Raw genomic sequence first — 9,920 nt, 5'->3', positions numbered from 1 at the left:
CAGAGTGCTGGAGCGCAATTCGATAAAGTGTGACGCACTTTTCGGATAAATTTCGCCACAAAACGAAAACCTATACCAACCCTCGATGACCTTGACTCATCCCGCTCCTAGCGCCCTGCACCCGACTCAAGGCGGATCGGAACCGATCGCGACAATCCGGATCTGACTCTTGTCGACGCGCTGGGCAGCGTCGATGACGGTCAGGTCGTAAAAGCCCTCTACCGGCGGCGACCAAGCGAATTCGCCCGACTCATCCAGCCCCAAGGGCTCGCCATCGATATACCAGGCAACCGGCCGCAAGCCGCGGGCCGACAGTTTCAGCGGCCGCTTCAGCACCAGATGGCCCTTGGCGTCTTTGCCTTTTACTTCGACATAGACGGTGGCACCCTCGGGCGGGAACAGGATCGATACCTTGCCCGTCAGGCCGCCGAGATTTTCCAATGCGGTCGGCGCCCTGGCCGGCGCCAAGGCCTGTGGCAGGCGCGGCGGCGCCTGGATCTGGTCGAAAACGTCGAACAGCAAGGGCGCTGCCGCCTCGCGCCCGGTTTGGTCCGCCCGGGCTCCGCCGTCGGGCCGACCGGTCCAGACCATTACGGCATAACCGCCGGCTACCCCGACGGCCAAGGCGTCGCGGTAGCCGTAGGAGGTTCCGGTTTTGAAGGCAGGGCGGTTGGCTGCCTTCATCAACGCCCCGGGCAGACGTCCCGCCGGCGCCGGGGTTTCACGCAGGATACCCACCACCTTGTCGGCAGCATCGGCGCGCAACAGGCGCTGACCCAGGACTGGGCGCGTCTCATCCTCCAGCCGGTAGACCAGGGGCTTGGCCAGGCCCTGATCGCCCAGGGCGGCATAGAGCAGGGCCAGGTCGTCGAGCCGGATTCCCTCCCCGCCCAGCGCCAGCGCCAACCCAGCATCGTGCAGCCCGGTCTTGGGCCGTACCAGTTTCACACCGACGGCATCGAACCGTGCCTCGAAGGCGTCCGGTCCGATCTTGTTGAGCACCGCCACCGCCGGCACATTGAGCGAATTGATCAGGGCCTCCTTGACCGAAACCTCGCCACGGAAGACGCGGTCGAAATCCTCGGGCTGATAGTCACCGAAGCGGGTCGGCGCATCCATCAGCCGGGTATCTGGCGCCACAACGCCTGCCTCGAAAGCAAAGCCGTAAATAAAAGGTTTCAGCGCAGAGCCCGGCGAGCGCAGGGCGCGGGTCATGTCGATCCAACCACCTGCGCGCTCCAGGCCGCCCGAGCCGACACTGGCGCGCACCCCACGGGTTTTAATGTCGATAACCAGAATCGCGACCGAAGAGTTAGGACCCTGCTCCGCAGCCGTGCGCGCCGCCATGAGCTCCAGCTGCTGCTGCAGGTTGGCATCTATCGTGGTGACGACGGTCGCCTGCAGGCCCTTGACCCCCGACGCCATGCGGCCAGCGGTGTGCCAGGCGATGGCCGGGAAGGCAAAACGTTTGGTCACCATGGGTTCGGCCATGGCTTCCTGCGCCGAACCGCTGCCGACGATGTTGCTTGCCGCCATGCGCTGGAGAATCAGATTGCGCGCGTCCAGGGCAGTTTTAGGATTGCGGTCGGGCCGGCGCGCTTCGGGCGCCTGCGGCAGGGAAATCAGCAGCGCCTGTTCGCCCAGGGTCAGGCTTTCCGGTTCATGGCCGAAATAGCTGAGCGAGGCCGCGCGCACGCCTTCCAGATTGCCGCCATAGGGCGCCAGGCTGAGATAAATGGCCAGGATTTCGCGCTTGGAATAGCGCATCTCCAACTGAATGGCACGCACGATCTCCAGGAACTTGTAACCGTAGGAGCGTTCGTGGGGCTCAAGCAACCGCGCCGTCTGCATGGTGATGGTTGAACCGCCCGAGACGATGGCGCCAGCACGCAGGTTCGAGCCAAACGCCCGCACGATGGCCACCGGATCGACGCCGGGATGGAGGTAGAAGCGTTCGTCCTCGACCTGGATCAGGCGTTTGAGGAAAGTCTTGTCCGTGCGATCGAGGTCGGCCCGGATGCGCCACCGGCCGTTGTCGACCGGCAGGGCGCGCAGCCAGGTGCCGTTGCGGTCCAGCGCCACCGCCGACGCCGTAGTCGCCTTCTGCATATCCGGCGGCAGGACGAGGTTCAGCGCGGCGACGACGACCTGCACGGCCACGAGGCCGGTCAGGACCTTGACCAGCCGCGGGATAAATCGGTCGAAATGAAAAACGGGAAGCTGCAAAGGCGTTACTATTCTTACCTCTCCCCGCCTGCGGGGAGAGGACGGGAGCTGAGCTTGTGAAAGCGACCGGGTGAGGGGCTTTCAGGGTCAGTACGACCTTAGTAGATGTAGCCCGTCGCAGACAGTCTAACCTCTACAGGCCCCTCACCCTAACCTCTCCCCGTAAACGGGGAGAGGGGATTCTATGGCGCTATCTACCCGAAATCATCGTCCGGCCGCCTTGGGTGCGGGCGAACAGGTCGGTGCGGTAGAAGTCCTTGGCCTCGGCGCCCGGCAGGTAGAAGTCGCCCATGGTCACCGCCCGGGCGATGTACGCCAAAGAGAAGCCCTTCGACGACGACACATCCAGCGCGGCGATATAGCGATCGTCCCGCGCCTCCTGAATCTTGGCCGAAGTCAGTTCGCCGATAAAGCGGAACGGCCCGTTCTGCGCGTCCTCGTTGGTCAGGGTCGCCTCGATTTCGAAACCGGCCGGCAAGGCATCATCGACCACGATCGGCCGCAGCTCCGCCCGGTCAGACCGGCCCGAAATGACCACGATTACCTTTTGGCCCTGTGTCATGTTCGACGGATCGATCCGCGAACCGTCCATGGCATAGAAGGTCTTGGTCAGGTTCAAGCCCTGGGCTTGCGACGATGGCGCCACCGTCGGCGTAGCTATCACCGTCACGGTGCGCCAGACGGCGCCCGAGCCGATGTTCTTCAACCGTACCGGCGCGAACTGGCCGATGCCGTAGCGCTGGACATGCTGACTGCCCGGCAGGGCGCTGACGCCGGCAGACTGGATCTTGGTCACTCCGGCCGATTTCAGCATGTAGGACGCCGCACGCAGGACATAGGCGGACTCGATCGTGTTCATCTGGGCCGGCGACTTCATCGCCTGTTCCAGACGCGGGATCAGCGACTGGGCGATGTCGACCTCGCCGGCTTCATAGGCCAGGGCAATAACCCCGGCCAGGTCACGCAGCGGCGACTGGTACCAATCATATTGATCCGTAAAGCCAAGCTTGGCAATCGCATCCTGGAAAGCGGCGCGTCCGCGCGAGCGGTCGCCCATCATCACCAGGCCAGCAGCCACCTGAGCCCGGGACAGCGGCGACTCTTCCGACTTGAACTGGACGTCCTTGTACCAGCGCAGGCGAGCCAGGTCGCCTGATTTGGCCTTGGCCATAACGTAAAGGGCATAGGCCGAGGCACGCGAACGCAGGCGCTTGGTCATCTCCTGGCTGGAGATCCCGTAATAGGGATTCCAATAGTAGTCGACACTGAGGCGATAGTTGACACTGACAAAGCCTTCGGGCTTGGCCATGGCGCGCATGGCACCGACCGCCTTGTCGATAGCCTCCTGTGGCACATAGACGCCGCGTGCCCGGGCCTCCAAAAGGAAGTCGGTGGCGTAAGCGCCGATAAAGCCGTCGGCATTGCCGTCGCCAACCCGCCAAAGGCCGATGGCGCCATCCTGGGATTGACGATCCAGAATCTTCTGCACGGCAATGCGAAGAGCGCCCTGGGCCGGTTTGGCCGCCGTCTTGCCAACCATGGATTCGTCGACATAGAGCCACGGCGTCGCCGCCGAGGTGATCTGCTCGGTGCAGCCATAGGGATATTTGTTGAGCATCGCCGCCAGCGGGCCAGGGTCGATGTTGCGGAAGGGCGAATAGCTGACCTCGACCGTCACCGAACCGGGTTGCAGGCCATTGAGCAGCGAGGCGTCTGGCGCCCAAACCTCATTGACGTTCTGAAGTTGGCTGAAGACGCGGGTCTGCGGACCCCACCCGTTGCGGGTCTGGATGTCGAAGGCGTCGTTGAAACTGTAACCTTGACCGTTAAGGCCGATCTGCACCGTCGAAACCCCGACCGCATTGGGCGCGATCAGCGGAATCGGCTCGATCGCCTTGTCGCCCTGACCGAGGTTGAAGGACTTCTTGAACGCTGCGGCTATGCCTTTCAGACCGTTAATCACAGCCTCATAGACGCCCGGCTTGCCGTCGACATTGTCGAGTTGCAGAGTGCCGAAGGCGCGGTCGCCGGGGCTCAGGAAGCGCGGCAGGGCCAGGTCGGCCACAACCGGTTCACGGACCACGATGCGTTGTTCGCTGGACCCGACCTGTTCGTCGGTCCAGGCGACCGCCATAATCTTCAGCTCGCCGTTGAACTTGGCTATCGGCAGGTGGACCACCGCCTTGCCGTTCGAGCCCGTCGTCACCACACCCGACCAGAGGGCGATGGTTCGGATCGGCGTCGTCGTCAGGCCTTCGCCGCCCAGCTGGTCGCCGCCGAACTTGGCCGGCGCACCCAGGTTCGGGTCGAGCAGGCGACCGTAGTCGTCATTATAGTCTACGCCCAGAGCACGCTTGCCGAAGTACCAGTCGACCGGATTGGGAGACTTGAACTTGGTTAGGTTGAGAATGCCCTGGTCGACCACGGAGATCGACACCCTGGCCTTGTCGCCGAACTTCAGACCCTTGATCTCGACGGGTACATCGATAAAACCCTGGCCCTTGTTGTCGAGGCGTGGTTTGAACGGCTGGTCACTCAGGGGCACATTGACCTGAAGCTTGCGCGACTTGGGATCGAGCGGAACATAGACCAGGCCGACGGCGCGGCGCGGCTTGGCCGAATCGACCGGATCGCGGGGCTGGATGACGCTCACCATGATGTAGGCGCCGCCACCCCAGGCCGCGCTGGACTTCAGACGCACCGTAGTGCCGCCCTCCCCGACGGAGACCGTCTTCATTTCGATGACATGGTCGGTAGCGACGGCGATCTGGGCCTCGCCCTTGTACGGTGCCTTCAAGGTCAGATCGATGGTGTCACCCTGGGCATAGCTCTTGTTACCGACCGTGACGCGGACCGCGTCGGGCGAATCGGCGTTCTTGTCCGACGCGCCCCAGCCCGAAGAGAAACGAACCACCGTCTTGGCGCGGCCGACAGCCTCGACCTCGATACGGTAGTCACCCCAGTCGAGACTTTCTTCGAAGTTCAGGCCGGTATTGGCGTTGAGGTCCATGGTCTTGCTGTCCTTGACTACGTCGCGGTGGGTCGAGCGCCAGCGCCACTTGCCATCAGACAGGTACCAGTCGTAGTCATAGATCTCGGCGATCAGCGTCACCTTGATGCCCGCAACGGCAATTTTGTCGCCATTGGGGTTGAGACCAATGATGCTGAAAGCGGTCTTAGGGATGTCGCGCCAGTTACCGTCCTTCTGCTCGGTCTTGACGCCGAGGTAGAGCGGCGCGCTCTTGATACGCAGGGTCTGGCTCTCCCGCACCGGGCGGCCGCCGGGCTCAAACACCGAGGCGGTAAGCAAGACCGTCAGGGGCTGGTCAGTCTGACCGGCCTCCGACGCATTGAACGGGACGGTGGCGTTGCCAGCGCCATCGGTGGTCACTTCCGGCAGGTCGACGTATTTTTCTTCGTAGGGCTTGGTCTGGTCGCCGAACTGGTAGTCCTGGAACTTCGGGAACGGATTGAGGTCGGCACGGATGCGCGCTTCACCGGTCACCTGCAGACCAGAGCCATTGGCGCCATAGAGATAACGCGCCGCCACCGTTATCGGCCGGACCTCGGTCAGGCTCAGCAGCGGGCGATTGACATCAGCCTTGACGTCGACGCCCAAACGTTGCGGCGCAAAGTCTTCAACGGCAAAGGTTGTGTGGCCGGCATCGCCTTCCAGACCTTCCAGCTCGACTTTCGCGGTCCACTGGCCGCGCGGGGCAGTTTTCGGCAGGACAAGATTGCCACCGGCATAGGCATTGGGCAGCTTGTCGAAGGCCAGGCGGAAAGCTTCGACCCCCGACGGCCGGGTTACGATCAGGGCGCCCTTGCGGTCCTTGATGGCGCGGCCTTCGTTGTCCCGCATCAGAGCGATCAGGCGCACAGTTTCGCCCGGTCGATAGATGCCGCGATCGGTGTAAACGTAGGAATCGACCCCCGCTGTGGACACGCGGCCGTCGGTCAGGCTAGCCTCATCGGAACGCCCGCCGACCCCATGGGCGGTCAGGTCCATCGGCGTTCGATCGACATCGACCGCGGTAAAGTCGTCACCGGGCCCATAGGCCATGATCATCTTGGCTTGCAGGGCTTCAGAGCCTTTGAGCAGAGCGCCGTTAAAGGTGACGCGGCCGTCGACACCCGTCTTTACCGTGCCGAGCGTATCGCCATTCATGGCGACCAGGTCGACCTTGACTCCGCCCACCGGCTTGGCGCTTTTCAGGGAACGGACCACGACATCGAGGCCGTTCTGGCCGCGATAGGTGGTCAGAGCCATGTCAGTATAGAGTATCCAGCGGCGGGCGCTGGGCGGCTGTTCGTTGTCGTTCTTGTCGCGGCCGCCCGAGGCGTCCTTGACTTTGATGACATAGGCGCCTGCCTTCAGCGACTTGAGCACCGCGCCCAGCGGGAAGACTGTGGTGATGCGCTCGCCATTGCCGGCCTTGACCGCAACCTTGCCGGTCCAGATCTTGACGCCGATATCGTTGGGGGAATCTTCACCCCATTCGTAGTCATACTCGTCTTCACCGACGGGGTCGGGAGCTGACACCGACTTGCGGACCAGATTACGATCCGCCACGTGCCAGACCTCGAAAGCCAGGCTGGAAACATTGACGGTTTCGATCGCCACGCCGTCACTTTCCTCGCGCGGCAGGATGACCCCGTTGCCGGCAAAGCCGACATAGGGTGGCTTTTCACCAAAAGCGAAATCGACATCCTTGTTGGCTTTAAGCGTGTCCATGCCCTTGGCGGGCAGGCCTTTCAACAGGGTGATGCGGCGGTCGTTGAAGCCGATTCCGGCAACGCAAAGGGTGTCGTCCTTGACCGAGACGGCGGGGGCCGTCGGCAAGGCCGGGCTGACCACGACATAGTCGCCATAGGGCTTGGACGGATCCAAGGGCCTTGAGAATTGAATACAGGCCTTGGGCGAAGCGCTCGACGTATCGAGCGATGACGTCCAGACATCGAAACCGGCCGGTTTGGTTTGAGCGGCACGCCGGGCATTGGCAGCACGCGGCTTGCCGAACAGTCCGCTGTCGGGTCCACCGATAAGTCCGTTGTCGCTGGCCGTGCCCATGGTGTGGGCCGTCGGGCGGTCGGTCACTTTTCCAGTCAGGAAGCCGATACCGAAACCGGCGAGCAGCACTGCTGCTGCGCCTGCCAGAAGCGTCCTGTTATGCCAATCGATCATGATGTCATCCCCGCACGACCCCGCGCCTTGTCCACAGACGTTGACAGGTCGTTAATCGCAGACGAAAGCGCGGAATTTCCGAAAGATCAATCTTTGTTTTGTTAAATGCAAAAATAGCGCTAATGAGTCGCTTCAACGCAATGAGAAGGTCGGGGCGCGTCCCTTATGTCACCGGTCCTCGCACCAGGAGAACGTGATAGCCTTGAGTAAATTCTCGCGTGTCATGGTGCTTGTGGTCGATGATAACCACTACATGCGGGTCATCGTCTGTACCATGCTGCGTTCGATGGGTATCAACCTGATCCGCGAAGCCTCTGACGGCATCGAAGCTCTGGAAATCGTTCGCGACTGGCGTCCGGACGTCATTGTGCTGGACCTGGTAATGGAACAGCTCGACGGTGTCGAATTCACCAAGCTGATCCGCCGCGGTTCAGACAGCCCCCATCCCTACGTGCCCATCATCATGATGACCGGCCACACCGACCGTCGACGCGTCCTTGAGGCGCGCGATGCCGGAGTCAATGAGTTTGTCGCCAAGCCTTTGACGGCGCGGGCCCTTATCGACCGGATGCGCAGCGTCATCGATAACGAGCGCGGCTGGGTCAAGTCAGCCAACTATGTCGGCCCCGACCGGCGCCGCAAGGTTATTGCCGATTACAGGGGGCCATTCCGGCGGGTCGCAGACAAGGCCGAAGGGAAGATCTAGAGCGCAATCCGATAAAGTGGACACCACTTTTTGGAAAAATTGCGCGGCAAAACAAAAACCTAGAGCGGGGTTTTGATTCCATCAAAACCCCGCTCTAGGGTGCAAGCACCCCGGACCCGAAAACCTGACAGCGCTGATCTTTGCGGAACTCACGCCTTAAGTTATTGCAGGAACGGGAAAAAATCTCCCTCTCCCACTTAGGGCGGGGAGAGGGTTCGGGTTGAGGGATTAAGTCCCTACACAATTACCGGTCAGAACTACCCTCAAACGTAAACTGCTTGCCTGGTAGCCCGCGCCTTGCCGAAACCCAGCATGCCAATCCCGGTCGTAATCAGCCAGACGGTCAGGCCCAGATAGGCGCCGATCGACAGCATGGCGAACAGCCCATCCGACTGACCCAGCGCCAAAGCCAGGCCACCTCCCGCGCCAACCACCATAAGGCCCGCCGTCACACCACCGATCACCGAGCTGATCCGTGCCCGCTCGCTCCATTGCAACATGGCGATGAGGCCGACAAACAGGGCCGTGAAAATCTGACCCATATGCTCGCCGATCGCCACACCGGCGAAGGCGTTCATCAGGTCGAACTGTGCCCCTGCCATGATCAGGTCCTGTTGCTGCGCCAGGCCCGGCACCACAAAAACCCAGCGGAACAGACCCATGGCCTGAACCAGCCCGGCCAGAACGCCAGCCAGGGCGGCGCCGATCGCCACGGCGGGTGAATTGCGGATACGATCCGTCGTCAAGGCCATAGCGATCGCCAAAGGCACAAAGGCCAGGGCCGACAACCCGAAAACATACCAGGCCCAAACCAGGCCGTCACCCCCGGCTGCGAACGCCGCCAATACCTCGGCCGACGGCCGGCGCAGGATATCGGGATAGTGGAAGTTCTGCGCCAGATAGCCGTAGGGCAGGTTGAACACCACAGCGAGGGCGATAGCGCCAGCGCCAGTTACTTTGCTCGAGATCGTCATCAGGGCTTCCTATATGTCACTGAAGGGTGACATGATGTCTAGGCGTCCCAAGCGAAGCCGTCAAGACATAAATCACCGCTTGGTGACATATTTTCGTTGCCGGGGTGGCAAAACTCACCTATGTCCTTAGAAAGTAAGGATTTCCCCATGGCAGAACCCCGTATCCGGAACCGCGAAGCCACCCACGCAGCCCTCCTTGAGGCGGCTAAAGTCACTCTGGCCGAGCACGGCTTTCAGAACTTCGGCGTGAATGCGGTGGCCCGTCAGGCCGGCTGCGACAAACAGTTGATCTACCGATATTTCGGCGGGCTCGAAGGTCTGCTGGAGGCCATGGGTGGCGATGTCGCCACCTGGCTGGGAGCCCCCCCGGTGGCAACAGAGGGTGCGACCTATGGCGAATGGGCGGCTAACCTGGCCGATGCCTATCTGACGGCGTTACGCGCCAACCCTTTGTTGCAGAAGCTGATCCTGTGGGAACTATCGGCGGCGCCTGGCAAACTGGCGCCCCTGACCCAGGCGCGCAGCCGGGCGATGATGCAGTGGGTCGTGGCGGCGCGCGGCGATTTGGTCATGCCGGCGGATGCAGGTCTGATCAATGCCGTTCTGGTGGCGGCGATCCAGCAGTTCGTGCTGTCGGCAGCCGTCTCAGGAAATTTCGCCGGGTTACCCTTGCGCGACGACGCGGACTGGGATCGCCTCGGCGCAGGTCTGCGCAGCCTGGTGCAGCGGCTCTATCCTTAAGAAGGTTTGTGGTCAAAATTCTTAAACCCTCGCCCGCGACGTTATGTCCCCGGCCTTCAAAACCCTTTTACCGTTTTTTGTTTCGCCA

General features: G+C 62.0%; 5 protein-coding genes. 2 read left to right on the top strand and 3 right to left on the bottom strand.

What is annotated here, in order from left to right:
- Positions 1 to 126: 126 nt before the first annotated feature.
- Positions 127 to 2,226, bottom strand: a complete 2,100-nt coding sequence (gene pbpC / locus ABAC402_RS38305; protein ID WP_023451242.1) for a penicillin-binding protein 1C — start codon at positions 2,224 to 2,226, stop codon at positions 127 to 129.
- A gap of 190 nt (positions 2,227 to 2,416) precedes the next feature.
- Entirely contained in the window at positions 2,417 to 7,411 is a 4,995-nt protein-coding gene (locus ABAC402_RS38300) for an alpha-2-macroglobulin (RefSeq protein ID WP_031236095.1), read from the bottom strand.
- A gap of 202 nt (positions 7,412 to 7,613) precedes the next feature.
- Between ABAC402_RS38300 and ABAC402_RS38295 the strand changes: the two genes are divergently transcribed.
- Positions 7,614 to 8,117, top strand: coding sequence for a response regulator (locus ABAC402_RS38295; RefSeq protein WP_082180086.1), 504 nt, complete (start codon positions 7,614 to 7,616; stop codon positions 8,115 to 8,117).
- 263 nt (positions 8,118 to 8,380) lie between these two features.
- Here the strand turns inward: ABAC402_RS38295 and ABAC402_RS39560 are convergent, their stop codons facing one another.
- Positions 8,381 to 9,091 carry a DUF4386 family protein gene (locus tag ABAC402_RS39560; protein ID WP_023451239.1) on the bottom strand — a complete coding sequence of 237 codons (711 nt, stop codon included), beginning with the start codon at positions 9,089 to 9,091 and terminating at the stop codon, positions 8,381 to 8,383.
- A gap of 147 nt (positions 9,092 to 9,238) precedes the next feature.
- Between ABAC402_RS39560 and ABAC402_RS38290 the strand changes: the two genes are divergently transcribed.
- On the top strand, positions 9,239 to 9,832 hold the full coding sequence (locus ABAC402_RS38290) for a TetR/AcrR family transcriptional regulator (protein ID WP_023451238.1): 594 nt from the start codon (positions 9,239 to 9,241) through the stop codon (positions 9,830 to 9,832).
- Positions 9,833 to 9,920 lie beyond the last annotated feature (88 nt).

Origin of the sequence: Asticcacaulis sp. AC402, assembly GCF_000495835.1 — a bacterium.
Classification (GTDB): Bacteria; Pseudomonadota; Alphaproteobacteria; order Caulobacterales; family Caulobacteraceae; genus Asticcacaulis.
This window is presented reverse-complemented; position numbering and strand designations above follow the sequence as displayed.